11 protein-coding genes are annotated in these 13,334 nt (G+C 71.0%); 5 read left to right on the forward strand and 6 right to left on the reverse strand.

What is annotated here, in order from left to right:
* The first annotated feature begins 98 nt into the window (after positions 1-98).
* Complete coding sequence (locus BKD30_RS07400) at positions 99-962, forward strand: SDR family oxidoreductase (protein WP_076703611.1); 864 nt, start codon at positions 99-101, stop codon at positions 960-962.
* A gap of 16 nt (positions 963-978) precedes the next feature.
* On the opposite strand, the gene BKD30_RS07405 is transcribed toward BKD30_RS07400, so the two are convergent.
* The 5 genes from BKD30_RS07405 to BKD30_RS07425 form a co-directional block, all read right to left on the reverse strand.
* A complete protein-coding gene (locus BKD30_RS07405) occupies positions 979-2,190 on the reverse strand; it encodes a zinc-dependent alcohol dehydrogenase (protein ID WP_076703613.1) in 1,212 nt (403 codons plus the stop codon).
* 90 nt (positions 2,191-2,280) lie between these two features.
* On the reverse strand, positions 2,281-3,561 hold the full coding sequence (locus BKD30_RS07410) for a glycosyltransferase 87 family protein (RefSeq protein WP_159440553.1): 1,281 nt from the start codon (positions 3,559-3,561) through the stop codon (positions 2,281-2,283).
* A 26-nt stretch (positions 3,562-3,587) separates the two neighbouring features.
* The gene (gene rlmN / locus BKD30_RS07415; protein ID WP_083956112.1) at positions 3,588-4,991 is read right to left on the reverse strand and encodes a 23S rRNA (adenine(2503)-C(2))-methyltransferase RlmN; all 1,404 of its coding nucleotides are present in this window, start codon (positions 4,989-4,991) and stop codon (positions 3,588-3,590) included.
* 79 nt (positions 4,992-5,070) lie between these two features.
* Positions 5,071-5,472: a type II toxin-antitoxin system VapC family toxin gene (locus tag BKD30_RS07420; protein ID WP_143588103.1), complete on the reverse strand. Its 402-nt coding sequence runs from the start codon at positions 5,470-5,472 to the stop codon at positions 5,071-5,073.
* Complete coding sequence (locus tag BKD30_RS07425; protein WP_143588104.1) at positions 5,469-5,690, reverse strand: hypothetical protein; 222 nt, start codon at positions 5,688-5,690, stop codon at positions 5,469-5,471. Before BKD30_RS07425 ends, BKD30_RS07420 begins: the two co-directional genes overlap by 4 nt.
* A 249-nt stretch (positions 5,691-5,939) precedes the next feature.
* Here BKD30_RS07425 and BKD30_RS07430 point away from each other — a divergent pair, with 249 nt between their 5' ends.
* The 4 genes from BKD30_RS07430 (at position 5,940) to BKD30_RS07445 (ending at position 9,693) form a co-directional block, all read left to right on the forward strand.
* A complete protein-coding gene (locus BKD30_RS07430; RefSeq protein ID WP_076703619.1) occupies positions 5,940-6,581 on the forward strand; it encodes an ABC transporter permease in 642 nt (213 codons plus the stop codon).
* Positions 6,574-7,872: an ABC transporter ATP-binding protein gene (locus BKD30_RS07435; RefSeq protein WP_083956113.1), complete on the forward strand. Its 1,299-nt coding sequence runs from the start codon at positions 6,574-6,576 to the stop codon at positions 7,870-7,872. The genes BKD30_RS07430 and BKD30_RS07435 overlap by 8 nt, the downstream gene beginning before the upstream one ends.
* A 113-nt stretch (positions 7,873-7,985) precedes the next feature.
* Positions 7,986-8,696 (forward strand): ABC transporter permease, encoded by a 711-nt coding sequence (locus tag BKD30_RS07440; RefSeq protein WP_076703683.1) that lies wholly within the window; start codon positions 7,986-7,988, stop codon positions 8,694-8,696.
* 1 nt (position 8,697) lies between these two features.
* The gene (locus tag BKD30_RS07445) at positions 8,698-9,693 is read left to right on the forward strand and encodes a glycine betaine ABC transporter substrate-binding protein (protein ID WP_076703621.1); all 996 of its coding nucleotides are present in this window, start codon (positions 8,698-8,700) and stop codon (positions 9,691-9,693) included.
* Between the two features lie 3 nt (positions 9,694-9,696).
* Here the strand turns inward: BKD30_RS07445 and BKD30_RS07450 are convergent, their stop codons facing one another.
* Positions 9,697-13,182 carry a DEAD/DEAH box helicase gene (locus tag BKD30_RS07450; RefSeq protein WP_076703623.1) on the reverse strand — a complete coding sequence of 1,162 codons (3,486 nt, stop codon included), beginning with the start codon at positions 13,180-13,182 and terminating at the stop codon, positions 9,697-9,699.
* Between the last annotated feature and the right edge of the window lie 152 nt (positions 13,183-13,334).

Raw genomic sequence — 13,334 nt, forward strand, 5'->3', positions numbered from 1 at the left:
CGAGGGCGTGGCCCGTAGGCTGGCCCGAGCGCGGCCGCCCCCGGCCGCGGACCGGCATCCGGGCTGCTCGGCCCGGCACGCACGACGAGGGAGCGGCCATGAGCGAGTCATCCACGAACAGCACGGCAAGCAGTGAAGACGGCGGGCGGCGGACCGTCGTCATCACGGGCGCGAGCGACGGGATCGGCGCGGCCATGGCCCAGAGCCTGGCCGCCGCAGGAGACCGCGTCGTGGTCGTCGGCCGTTCCGCCGAGAAGACCCGGGCTGTGGCCCAAGAGATCGACGCGCCGTCACTGGTGGCCGACTTCGCCGACTTCGCCCAGGTCGAGCAGTTGGCCACCCGGCTGGCCGACGAATACCCGCGGATCGACATCCTGGTCAACAACGCCGGTGCCGTCTTCGGACAGCGGCAGACCACCACGGACGGGTACGAGATGACGTTCCAGGTCGACCACCTCTCCCCGTTCCTGCTGACGACCCGGCTGCTGCCCGTGCTCACCGCCAGCCGGGCCCGGGTGATCACGACGTCGTCCGCGGCCAACCTCTGGGGCCGGATCCGCCTCGACGACCTGGACAAGGAGCACGGCCGGTACCGGGCGCAGGACACGTACGGGTCCGCCAAACTGGCCAACATCCTCTTCACCCGAGAGCTGCACCGGCGCCACCACGGCGACGGCATCGCGGCGACGGCCTTCCACCCGGGCGGTGTGGCGACCAATTTCTCCGTCGAGTCCGGCAGCTGGTTCCGGTTCGTCTACGGGCCGCTGTTCAACCGGTTCCTGCTCAGCGCCGCGCAGGGCGCCGACACCGGCGTCTGGCTGGCCACCGCCCCGGAGGGCGAGTGGGCCTCCGGCGAGTACTACGCGAAGCGCAAGCCCGCCCGCGTCAACCCGCAGGCCAACGACGTCGTGCTCGCGCAGCAGCTGTGGAACCGGAGCGAGAAGCTGGTCGCCGGGGCCTGAGCCCGCCCAGGACCGCTCAGGAGACGGTCAGCTCGGTCTTCAGCCAGCCTTCCTCGCGCCGGTCGAACGACTCGTACGCCTCGATCGCGCTGGTGAGGGGCTCCCGCTGGGTGATCAGGTTCGTCGGGTCGAACAGGCCGGCGGCGACGACGTCGAGCAGGGGCGGCGTGACCGTGTGGTGGTTGCAGTTGCCCATCTTGATGATGAGGTTCTTGTTCATCGCCGCCCCGATCGGGAACGACGTCAGCGCCGGCGGGTAGACACCGATGATGCCGATCCGGCCGCCCTTGGCCACCGCGGACACGGCCCACTGCAGCGCCTGCGACGGCGCGTCGCCGGGCACCCAGTTCTGGTCCTGCACGTTGGTCTTCGGGGCCACCTGGGAGCGCTCGGCGTCGAACTGGTCGGCCTGCTCGTCGCCCGCCTGCTTGGCGGGCCCGGCCCACGGCCGCTGCGCCTCCACGCCGACCGCGTCGATCACGGCGTCGACGCCGATGCCCTGCGTGGTGTCGAGGATCGCCTGCACCGGATCCTCGGCGTTGAAGTCGATGATCTCGGCGTTCTGCCTGAGCGCGGTGACCAGCCGGGTCTGCAGGCCGTCGACGGCGATCACCCGGGCGGCGCCCTGCCGGAACGCCGAGGCGATGGCGAACTGGCCGACGACGCCGGCTCCCAGCACGGCGACGGTGTCACCCCGGTGCACACCGGCCAGTTCCGCGCCGAACCACGCCGTCGGGAAGATGTCCGAGAGCAGGATCGCCTGGTCGTCCGAGATGTTCTCCGGCAGCGGGATCAGGGTGTTCACCGCCCACGGCACCCGCACGTACTCGGCCTGCAGCCCGTTCACCGGCCCGGTGGCCTGCGGCCCACCGAAGAAGGAGGTGCCGGCGAGCGGTCCGTTCGGGTTCGCGACGTCGCACTGGGCCGTCAAGCCGCGCCGGCAGTTCCGGCACGCACCGCAGGACATCGTCGAGCAGATCAGCACCCGGTCACCGGGACCGAAGCGGCGTACCGCCGAGCCGACCTCGGTGACGACCCCGACCGCCTCATGGCCGAGGATCGTGCCCTCGACCATGCCGGCCATCGTCCCGCGGATGAAGTGCAGGTCGGTGCCGCAGATGGCGCTGCGGGTGATCTGCACGACGGCGTCCGTGGGTTCGGTGATCGTGGGGTCCTCGACCGTGTCCAGGCGGATGTCGCCCTCGCCGTGCCACACCACTGCCTTCATGGGGTCCGTCCTCTCCTCGTCCGGCGCCGGGCACCGATCGAGGCCCGGCATCCCCACCCACGCTACACAGTCAGCATGCTGATGGTAAGGCTACCGAGAGGAACCGGTGGCGACCGGGGCGATCGACGACGCGGCCCGGTGACGGACCGCGACCGTCCAGCACACCAGCAGCGTCACGCCGCTGAGCACACCGAGGGAGGCGAGAACGGCGGACGGGCGGCTGGTGCTGACGTCGACGTCGGACCCGGTCCACAGGGCCAGCACCTTCGGGGAGATCAGGAAGAACACGGTGAACACCGCCAGAGCCGTCGCGTGCACCCGCGCCCACCAGCGCGTCGGCGCGGCCGTCCCCGCGAGTGCGTCGGCCGCGTGGATCCGCCGGTGCAGCAGGACGCCGGCCACCGCGATCAGCGGCCACCACACCCAGTGGTGGGACCACGAGATGGGGGAGACGAGCAGCATCAGCAGCGCGGCCGCGGCGATCCCCAGCCACGGGGCGCGGATCCGCTCGCTGCCGCGGATCACGGTCCAGCCCGCGACCAGCAGCCCCGCGACCAGCGGCAGCCACACCATCCCGGCGACCGAGGTGCTCAAGCCGAGCTGTTCTAGGGCGCCGCGCACCGCGACGTTGTCCGCGTACTCGAACCCGCCGATCCGCCCGGTCTCCCGGATGGTCTCCGACCAGAACTGGACGCTCGGGCCGGGGAACGCGGCGAACGCGAGCGCGACCGTGCCCGCGAACCCGCCGACGAGCCAGGCCAGGCCCCGCAGGTCGCGGCGGGCCAGGAAGTAGAGGCCGAAGGCCAGCGGGGTCAACTTGATACCGGCGGCGACACCGATCAGCACGCCGCGGGCCCGGCCGGTGACGCCGAGCAGGTCGACCAGGCACAGCAGGGCCAGGGCCGCGTTGACCTGGCCGAAGAAGATGGTGTCCCGCCAGGGGCCAGAGATCAGGACGACGACGCTCAGCCAGATCACCGGCACCAGCGTGCGAGCGAGCGGCCGCGAGACCGCTGCGGCGCTCTCGCGGTGCCACCAGCGGACGATCACGACGGCGACCAGGACGGCGGTCGCGATGGTGACCGCCGTCATCAGATAGAGGCCGTCCGTGAACGAGAGCACGGCGGTCGGTCCGAGGACCATCGCCGCGAACGGCGGGTAGGTGAAGGGCATGCCGCGGGGGCCGTAGAGACCCTCCGAGGGCCAGTAGAGGTCGCCGTCCATCCCGAGCAGCCTGTACAGGGTGGCGGCACCGGTGCGGTACACCCCGTAGTCCAGGCCCTCCGGCGGGCGGATCGCCGTGAACCACCAGATCAGGACGGCGGCGGCGGCGACGAGGTGCAGGCCGAGACCCAGCCGACTCGGCTTCACGCGCTGCCGTGTCACTCGGCCGCTGTTCATTCGCTTGCAGCGAGCTGCCCGCACGCGCCGTCGATCTCCTTGCCGCGGGTGTCCCGCAGCGTGGTCGGCACCCCGGCGGCCTCGAGCCGGTCGACGAACGCAGCGGTGACGTCCGGGTCCGACGAGGTCCAGATCGACCCCGGAGTGGGATTGAGCGGGATGGGGTTGACGTGCACCCAGCCGCGGCCGCGGGCGTTGAGCTTCTTCGCCAGCAGGTCCGCCCGCCAGGCGTGGTCGTTCATGTCCTTGATCAGTGCGTACTCGATCGACACCCGGCGGCCGGTCTTCACGTAGTACCGGTGTGCGGCGTCGATCGCCTCGTCGACCTTCCAGCGCGAGTTGACCGGGATCAGGTCGTCACGCAGCTCGTCGTCGGGCGCGTGCAGGGAGAGCGCGAACGTGACCGGCAGGTCCTCCGCGGCGAGCTTGTCGATCGCCGGGACCAGGCCCACCGTGGAGATGGTGATGGCGCGGGCGCTCATGCCGAGCCCCTCCGGCGCCGGGGCAACCATCCGACGGACCGCCGTCATCAGCCGCTTGTAGTTGGCCAACGGCTCGCCCATGCCCATGAACACGATGTTGTGGACCCGCTCGTCCGGGTGCCGCTGACCGCCCAAGCCGCCCTCGGCGATCACCCGGTTGGCCTGGACCACCTGGTCGAGGATCTCCGCGGCGGACATGTTGCGGGTCAAACCGGCCTGCCCGGTGGCGCAGAACGGGCAGTTCATGCCGCAGCCGCACTGGGAGCTCACGCACAGGGTGATCCGGCCGGGGTAACGCATGAGCACGGATTCGACGAGCGAGCCGTCGAACAGGCGCCAGAGGAACTTGATGGTGCGGCCGTCGTCCGTGGTCAGCCGCTTGACCTCGGTCAGCAGCGGCGGCATCAGCGTCTCGGTCAACTGCGTCCGCACCGCCGCCGGCAGGTCACTCATCCGCTCCGGGTCGGTCGTCCAGTGCGTGAAGTAGTGGGTGGAGAGCTGCTTGGCGCGGAACGCGGGCTGGCCCAGTCCGACGAGGCGCTCCTGCCGCTCGGCCAGGGACAGGTCGGCCAGGTGCACCGGCGGCTGCGAGACCCGCGGGGAGCGGAACTGCAGCAGGGGGCGGCCCTCCGCCGTGGTCTGTTGCTCCCAGCCCTCGGCGGCCGGCCGCACCTGCCGGCGCTCGGCCTCGGCGCGGTCCTCCCGGACGGTGCGGGCGCGCTCGGCCGGAGGGGTGGCGGTCAGCGGGACGCCGGGTCTCGTGCCGGCGGGACCGGCCGGGGGCGCGTCCGACGCCGGCCGGGTGCCTTCGGTGCCGGCCACACCGCGCAGCGGACCGGCCGACGGTGCCTCCGGGCGCCGGGCATGGGCGCGGGACGTGCCCGTGCGGTGGTGGCGGGAGGGATCCTGTGACGACATCCTCCCGATTGTCCCATGCCCGTCTCGTCCCATGCCCATCTCGTCCCATGCCCGTCGCCGGCGCGGACGATCGGGGCCCTCACGCGATGAGCTCGACGTCGCATCGAGGGCCGGTGGCGGCGGCGAGCTTGCTGTCGCTGGTCACCAGGCACGCATCGAGCCGTTCGGCCAGGGCGACGTAGGCGGCATCGTACGGGGTGACGTTGTCGCGCAACTCCCACATGCGCTGCATCAGGGGTGCCAGCGCCATCCGGCGGATCGGGAAGCCGGCAAGGTGGTGCAGCGCCGCGGGCACAACCGCGCGGAGGGCGGGATGGGACCGGGACATGCCGCGCAGGGCGGAGACGACCTCGGCGTCGAGGTGGGCAGGGGCGAAGAGGGCGTCACCCGTGGTGAGGCGGGCGGCCACCAGGTCGCGACGCGGGTCGTCCGAGGCGTAGAACGCCGTGATGATCGACGCGTCCACCACGGCGATACTCATGTGGCTTCGCGGACCTCTCGCACGGCCGCGACGGCGTCCTCCAGGTGGATGCCACTTCCGGTGGGTGGGGTGTAGGCGGCGACATAGTCACTCAGACGGGCGACCTGGGCCACCTCGGTGAGCCGGTCGACGACGAAGGCCGACAGTGACTGCCGGTTGGCTTCGGCAGCCTCGGTCAACGCCGTGTACACGTCGTCGGGGACGTCTCGAAGGTTCATCCGCTTCATGGTGCCAGTTTGGCACCATGCGGTCCGGCGGTCCAGGCGTCGATTCTCTCGAAGAACGAGACTCCTACCCACGGGTAACGAATCGGTCTCAGTACCGCCTCGGAACCCTCTCCGGCCCCTCCCGCCCCCCGCCGACGCTGTTAGCGTGGCACACGGCCTGCACGGGTGGGCCTCCGGCCGCGTGACTGGACCGTCGTCCGGCACGGACCGGATCGAACGACTCAGAGGCAGGTCATCGATGTGATCGACTACGTGAACGAGCGGCTGCCGCAGATCCTGTTCGCCTCCTGGCAGCATTTCTCCCTCGTCGTCCAGTGCCTCGTGCTGGCGACCATCATCGCCGTCGTGCTGGCGGCCATCTGCTACCGCAGTTCCGCCCTGACGGCGGCCGCGAACGCCGTCTCGGCCGTGGGGCTGACCATCCCGTCCTTCGCCCTGATCGGGTTGCTGATCGCCCCGCTCGGCTTCGGCGTCGTGCCCGCCGTCGTGGTGGTCACCTTCTTCGCCGCCCTGCCGATCCTGCGCAACGCCGTCGTCGGGCTCGCCGGCATCGACGGCAACCTCGTCGAATCGGCCCGCGGCATCGGCATGAGCCGGATGCGCACCCTGTTCCGGGTCGAGCTGCCGATGGCGTGGCCCGTCATTCTCACGGGCATCCGGGTCTCGGCGCAGATGGTGATGGGCATCGCCGCGATCGCCGCCTATTCGCTGGGGCCGGGCCTGGGCGGATTCATCTTCTCCGGGCTCTCCCGGCTGGGCGGTGCCAACTCGCTGGCCTCGGTCGTCGTCGGCGTCGTCGGTGTCATCGTCCTGGCCTTCGTGCTCGACCTCCTGCTCGCCGGCCTCGGCCGCCTGACCACCTCAAGGGGAATCCGTGCCTGATCCGACCTCCACCCTCACCACGCCGGAGCAGCCCGGCAACGGCGTCTCCGGTGCCGAGATCCTGCTCAAGAACGTGACCAAGCGGTACCCCGGTCAGCGCGGGCCCGCCGTCGACGGGCTGACCATGCAGATCCCCGCCGGCAAGGTCGTCATGCTCGTCGGCCCCTCCGGCTGCGGCAAGACGACGACGCTGAAGATGATCAACCGGTTGATCGAGCCCACCGAGGGCTCCATCGTGCTCGACGGCGAGGACGTCACCGGGATGAACGGTGACCGGCTGCGCCGACGCATCGGCTACGTCATCCAGGCCGGCGGCCTGTTCCCGCACCTGACCGTCGCGGCCAACATCGCCGTCGTGCCGAAGATGCTCGGCTGGGACAAGTCCCGGATCGCCGCCCGCGTCGACGAACTGCTCGAACTGGTCTCCCTGGACCCCGGCGTCTACCGCGACCGGTACCCGAAGGAGCTCTCCGGCGGGCAGCAGCAGCGCGTCGGCGTCGCCCGCGCCCTGGCCGCGGACCCGCCCGTCCTGCTGATGGACGAGCCTTTCGGCGCGGTCGACCCGATCACCCGGCAGCGGCTGCAGGACGAGCTGATCAACATCCAGGCCGAGGTGCAGAAGACCATCGTCTGCGTCACCCACGACTTCGACGAGGCCGTCAAGCTCGGGGACTGGATCGCCATCTTCACCGAGGGCGCGCACCTGGTCCAGTACGACACCCCGGAACGGATCCTGGCCGAGCCGGCGAACGCGTTCGTGGAGAACTTCATCGGCTCCGGTGCCGGGCTCAAGCAGCTGACCCTGACCCGGGTCGGCGACGTGCCGCTGGCCGAGACGGACCGGGCCACCCCCGGCGAGGACGCCGCGACGGTGTTGTCCCGGATGGAGGCCTCGGGCCGGCACCACGTCGTGGTGCTCGACGAGCGGAACCGGCCCCTGCAGTGGCTCTCCCGCAAACAGGTGGGCCAGGCCGGAACCATCGGCGGGAACACCGACCCCGAACTGCCCGTGGTCAGCACGCGATCGACCCTCAACGATGCTCTGGACACCATGCTGGTCTCCAGTGCGGGCGCCGCGCTGGTCACCGGCCGTCGGGACGCCTTCGTCGGCGTCATCGACGTCGACTCGGTGATGGAAGCCATCGCCGCCGCCCGGGAGGCCACCAGGTCCGGGGACTACACGGCCCCGGTCGGGATGAACACCGGGGTGCTCCCGGTCACCGTGCCGGCCGGCGCCAAGAACCCGGACGCGCCCGACGACGCGGTCCCGGCCGGCGGGGGCCGGCCGTGAGCGCCGAACGGGTTGCCACCGTCCAGGCCGCCGGTGACGATCCTGCCGACCCGACCGGGGGCGCGGCACGCCCGGACGCCGGGTCCCGGCCCGGCAACCGCCGCGGTGTGCCCGTGGCCCTGTTCGTGCAGCCGGCTCTGATCATCGTCGCGTTCGCGGTGCTGGTCGGCTGGCTGCTGGCCGCGCCCCTGACCCCGTCCGAGGCGACCACGCTGAAGCCGTCCGCCCTGTGGGGCTACACCGTCGAGCACCTGCAGCTGACCGCCGTGGCGACCGTCATCGTGCTCGTCATCGCCCTGCCGCTCGGCGTGCTGCTCACCCGGCCCCGCACGCGGTTCCTCGCCGGCCCGGTCTCCGCGGTGGCCAACGTCGGACAGGCCGCGCCGGCGATCGGGCTGATCGTGCTGCTCGCGTTCTGGCTCGGCTTCGGCTTCTGGGCCGCGATCGTCGCCCTGGTCGTCTACGCCGTGCTGCCCGTACTGCGCAACACCGTCGTCGGACTGCAGCAGGTCGACCAACGGCTGATCGAGGCCGGGCGCGGCATGGGGATGAGCGCCGCCGCCGTGCTGTTCCGCGTGGAGCTGCCGCTGGCGGTGCCGGTGATGCTCAGCGGCATCCGCACCGCGCTGGTGCTGCTCGTGGGCACCGCCGCCCTGGCCACGTTCATCAACGGCGGTGGGCTGGGCATCCTGATCACCACCGGCGTGAACCTGAACCTGACCACCGTGCTGATCGCCGGTGCCGTGCTGGTGGCCCTGCTGGCGCTGCTGGTGGACTGGGTGGGCCGTGTCGTCGAGTACGTCGCGACCCCGAGAGGACTGTGAAATGAGACGCCGTCAACACCCCTGGGGACTGCGCGCCCTGCTGACCGCGGCCACGGCTGCCCTCGTCCTGACCGTGTCCGCGTGCGGTCTGCAGCCGGCGACGTCGTTCGTGCCCGACGTCAAGCCCGGGTCGATCGCGCCCATCGACGGCCTGCCCGAGGACGCGGCCCTGACCGTGACCAGCAAGAACTTCACCGAGCAGCTCATCCTCGGCAAGGTCGCCGTGATCGCGGCGAAGGCGGCCGGGTTCGACGTCACCGACCTGACCAACGTCCCCGGCAGCCAGCCGGTGCGCGAGCTGATGCTCGCCGGCCAGGCCGACCTGACCTACGAGTACACCGGCACCGCGTGGCTGACCTACCTGGGCAAGGACAAGGCGATCCCCGACCAGCAGCAGCAGTGGCAGGCGGTCAAGGAGGCCGACGCCAAGAACGGGCTGACCTGGGGCCGGCCGGCCCCGATGAACAACACCTACGCGTTCGCGATCCGCAGCGCCAAGGCCAAGGAACTGGGTGTCACGACCATCTCCGACATCGCGAAGCTGCCGAAGTCCGAACGGACCTTCTGCATCGAGGCGGAGTTCAACTCCCGGTCCGACGGGATGAACCCGCTGCTGAAGACCTACGGCATCCCGCGCGGCAGCGGGGTCCCCGACGGGCAGATCGGCATCTACGACACCGGCGCCGTGTACAGCGCGACGGCCAACGGGAACTGCAACTTCGGCGAGGTGTTCACCACCGACGGCCGGATCAAGGCGCTGGACCTGACCGTGCTGGAGGATGACAAGAACTTCTTCCCCGCGTACAACGTCTCGCCCGTGTACTGGTCCGAGACGATCCAGCGGTACCCGCAGCTGGCGGACGTGTTCGACCAGATCGCTCCGAAGCTGACCGACGCCGCGCTGCAGGAGCTGAACCTGCAGGTCGACGTGCAGGGCCGGGAACCGGCCGACGTCGCCGCGGACTGGATGGTGCAGGAGGGGTTCGTCACCCGGTAGGGGTCACGCCAGCAAGGACCGGATGTCCTCGGCGGTGACGGCCGAGGAGAAGGCATTCTCGTCGTCGATCACCGAGGCGAACAGCGCGGCCTTCTGCTCCTTCAGGGCCATCACCTTCTCTTCGATGGTGTCGGCGGAGACCAGCCGGTAGACCATGACGTTGCGGGTCTGCCCGATTCGGTGAGTCCGGTCGATGGCCTGCTCCTCCGCGGCGGGGTTCCACCACGGGTCGAGCAGGAACACGTAGTCCGCCTCGGTGAGGTTGAGGCCGAACCCGCCGGCCTTGAGGCTGATCAGGAACACCCCGGCGTCGCCGGTCTTGAAGTCCTCGACGACCTCCCCGCGCTTCGTCGTCGTCCCGTCCAGGTAGGCGTAGCGCACCCCGGCGTCGTCGAGCCGGTCGGCGGCCCGGCCCAGGAACGACGTGAACTGGCTGAACACCAGGGCGCGGTGTCCCTCGGCGAGCACGTCGTCGAGCTTCTCCATCAGGGCGTCCAGCTTGGCCGACGGCACCCCCTCGTGGTCCTCGTCGACCAGCGCGGCGTCCAGCGAGAGCATCCGCAGCAGCGTCAGGGACCGGAACACGATGAACCGCTGCCGGTCCAGGTCCTCCAGCAGGCCGAGGATCTTCTGCCGCTCCCGCTGCAGCTGGGTCTCGTAGATCCGCCGGTGCGCCGGAGCCAGGTCCACCTCGAGGGTCTGCTCCTGCTTCTCCGGCAGGTCGCGGGCGACCATCTCCTTGGTGCGGCGCATCATCAGTGGCCGCACCCGGGCCCGCAGCCGGGCGAGCATGCGGGTGTCCGCGACCCGCTCGATCGGCTTGACGTAGTCCTCGGTGAACACCCGGGAGGTGGGGAACAGCCCGGGCGCGGTGATCGCGAACATCGACCACAGCTCCATCAGGTTGTTCTCCATCGGGGTGCCGGTGATGGCGAGCTTGAACGGTGCGCTCAGGTCGCGGGCGGCCTGGTGCACCCGGGCGGTCCGGTTCTTGACGAACTGCGCCTCGTCGAGGATCAGGCCGGCCCACTCCCTCTTCTGGTACGCCCGCTCGTCCAGGCGCAGCAGCGCGTAGGAGGTGACGACGACGTCGGCCCCGTCCGCAGCCGCGGCCAGCGATCCGGTCGCCTTGCCCTCGGTCTGCGTCACGGCCCGCACGGTCAGGCCCGGGGTGAACCGGGCAGCCTCGTGCACCCAGTTGTGCACGACGGAGGTCGGTGCGACGACGAGGAACGGGGACCGCCGTTCCGCGTCGGTGCCCGCGCCGACGTCCGGGTGCTCCCGGGCGTGCGCGAACAGCGCCAGGGTCTGCAGGGTCTTGCCGAGGCCCATGTCGTCGGCCAGGACCCCGCCGAGGCCGTGCTCGTGCAGAAAGGCCAACCAGGTGAAACCGTCCCGCTGATAGGGCCGCAGGTCGGCGCTCAGGCCGGTGGGCAGGTCGGGGACCGGCACCGCCTCGATGTCCAGCAGACCGGCCACGGTGTTCTTCCACCCGCTGGCCTCCTGCGTCTCCCAGGCCAGTTCCTCCAGCTCCTCCCACAGGCCGGCCTGGTAGCGGCTGATCCGCGGCCCGGTCTCCCATTCGCGCAGTTCCCGGGCGTCCTCGATCAGCTCACGCAGCCGGTGGAACTCGGGTCGGTCGATGGAGAAGTAGCTCTTGTCCGGTAGCAGGACCTTGGTCTTGCCTTGGCTCAAGACCTCGAAGATCTTCCGGAACGGGATCTCGCGGCCCGCGATGCTGACCACGAGGCCCAGGTCGAACCAGTCCCGCTCGGTCGAGTCGACCGTGCTGACCACCAGGTGCGGCGTCTCGTCCAGTTCGCGGAAGTCCGGTCGAGTGCCCAGCTCACGCACCTCGACGCCCGGGATGTCGACCAGCCGGGGCAGGATGTGCTCGACGAACTCGGCGGCGTCGACGTCCCGCAGCGTCCGGTCCGCGACCGCGGTCGGCTGCGCATCCCCGTCCGGCTGCGCCAGCTCGTCCCGGTCTGGGGCATCATCCGGCTGCGCCCCGCCCTGCGCCGGCTCGCTGCCCAACCGCTCGTCTGGAACCCCTCGCTCGTTCGGGGCCGCCAGCGCGTCCCGCCGCGACAGCGCCGCACCGGCGCGGGCGAGGATGGCGTCCTCCGCGTCGCGATCCCGGTGCCCGGGAGCGCCGGGCGAACGGCGCAGGGGACGCCGCGTGAGGCGGGCGCCGTGCGCGTACTCCCAGTGCCAGCGCTCCTGGACCGCCGGCCCGTCGGTGTACTCGACCTCCACCACGAGGGTCGGCGGCTGCGGCACGGGCAGCGGCACGGATCCGTCCGTGCTGGTGACCAGGAGCCGGTCCGCGAGTTCGGGGTAGACGTCGTGGACGAACTCGTCCGCGTCCTCAGCCGGGACAAGGAACCCCGCCGGCTGGGTGAGCAGTTCCCGCTGGGTGGCGCCGAGCCGCTCCTCCAGCGGCGCCAGGACGATCTCCGCCGTCACACTGGCCCGCCTGGTCGCCCGTGTGGTGGCGTCCGTGTCGGACAGTTCGCGCCGTGCGTAGATGCCGTGGTCGGCGATGGCGCTGACGCCGCTGAGCCCCGAGACCCGCCCGTCCACGTCGAGCACGGGAAGGACGCGGATGCCGCCGTCCTCGTCGTCGGTGCGCTGCGCGTCCAGGCTGATCCGGGCGCGCCGGCCGATGCGCACGGTGAGGTCCTTCGCGGCGGAGACCATCGGGATGCCGAGTCGCTGGGCCTCCTCGAGCAACTGCCAGAGCAGCGGGTTGGCGAAGTCGTCGAGGTAGAGCCACGAGTCGTTCTGCCCGAAGTAGCCGACACCCGTGGCGCGGTGCAGGCCCGGGAACTGGGAGAACCACCGGTGCTGGTCGGCGTCGAACGCCAGGCCCTGGGTCTGGTAGGCGATGGTGGACCAGGCCAGCTGGTTGCGCACCCAGCGGCCCTTCTCGTTGCGGATGACCGGGCGGACGCCCAACTTGTGGTTCGCCGTCCGACGCTTGATGCCGCGACTGGCGGCCCAGCGCGAGAACGTATCGCCGAGTTCGCGCAGCTCGAACTGCAAGGCCAGGGGGGTGGGGTCGACGTCGTCCGCATCGCCGGACTCATCGGCCGGTAGCAGCGCCTCGAACTGCTCCCGCCACCCCGGTTCACGGGTGTGCGCAGCCCGCGTGCGTTCCCGCTCGGCCCGGCTGCGCTCGCGGACATGATCGGCGTTCGCCTGCAGCGCGGTCGCGGCGACGTGCTTGCACGCGACGCCGACCGGGCAGTCGCACGACGTTCCGGTGATCCGGTGTCGCCCGTCGCGCAGGGGCGTCAGGAACAGCCACGCCCGGTAGGGAGCCGGCTCGCTACCCTGCACCCGGCTGCTCAACTGTCCCGCGTCGGGATCCCAGTCGAGAGCGAGGACCGCGCCGTCACGCATGTACGCCTGACCCCGGTGCATGGCCGGTCCGCCGACGACGCGCAGCAGTTCCTGAGCATCGATCAACGGCACGGCAGGCATCCGCTCATTCTCTCACTCCCGCCCACCCACCCACCCACCCACCCACCCACCCACCCATCCACCCGCTGACTGGTCGATAGATGCGCGAAATCGGTCCCCGGCGTCGGGGATTCCCGCGATTTCTGACCAGTCAGGGGAGAGGCGGTGTTTGA

The sequence above is a fragment of the Tersicoccus phoenicis genome (genome assembly GCF_001968835.1).
Taxonomy (GTDB): domain Bacteria; phylum Actinomycetota; class Actinomycetes; order Actinomycetales; family Micrococcaceae; genus Tersicoccus; species Tersicoccus phoenicis.